Source organism: Cupriavidus sp. MPR-AND1C (assembly GCF_058809705.1).
Genome location: NZ_JBXASU010000205.1, coordinates 1 through 744, shown reverse-complemented (window position 1 = coordinate 744; position 744 = coordinate 1). Strand labels below are relative to the sequence as shown.

Annotated in this window: 1 protein-coding gene; it reads left to right on the top strand. The window is 63.8% G+C overall.

Annotated elements, in window-relative coordinates:
* Positions 1-26: 26 nt before the first annotated feature.
* The coding region (locus AC1RWI_RS38045; protein ID WP_492870888.1) for an iron-containing redox enzyme family protein at positions 27-744 on the top strand (718 nt) is incomplete at its 3' end.

The window sequence follows — 744 nt, the reverse complement described above, 5'->3', positions numbered from 1 at the left end:
TGAACTCGTTCCCCCAGGAGCCCCCGATGGCCGAACTGATGAACCGCGATGATTTCCGTGCCGCCCTTGAAAACGCCATCAAGGGCAAGAGCGCCAACAAAGCCCCCTTCAGCGTAGCCTGGGCCAGCGGCAAACTCTCCCGCGACCACCTCGCCCGCTGGGCCGAGAACCACTATCACTACGTCGGCCCCTTCGCCGACTACCTCGCCTACATCTACGCCCGCACCCCCGACCGCTTCACCGAAGCCAAGGACTTCCTGCTGGCCAATATGTATGAGGAAGAAATCGGCGGCGACCGCCACACCGACCTGCTCATCCGCTTTGCCCAGGCCTGCGGCACCACCCGCGAGCGCGTGCTCGACCCCGACAACATGTCGCCCACCACCCGCGGCCTGCAAAGCTGGTGCTACGCGGTCGCCATGCGCGAAGACCCCATCGTGGCTGTCGCCGGCCTCGTCGTTGGCCTGGAATCCCAGGTGCCGTCGATCTACCGCAAGCAGACCCCCACCCTGCGCGACAAGTACAACTTCACCGACGAAGAAGTCGAGTTCTTCGACCTGCACATCGTCTCCGATGAAATCCACGGCGAACGCGGCTACCAGATCGTCCTGGAACACGCCGACACACCGGAGCTGCAGCAGCGCTGCCTCAAGATCTGCGAGATCGGCGCCCAGATGCGCCTGCTCTACACCACCGCCCTCTATCACGACTACGTCGCCCACGAAATCCCCCTGCCTGAACTCG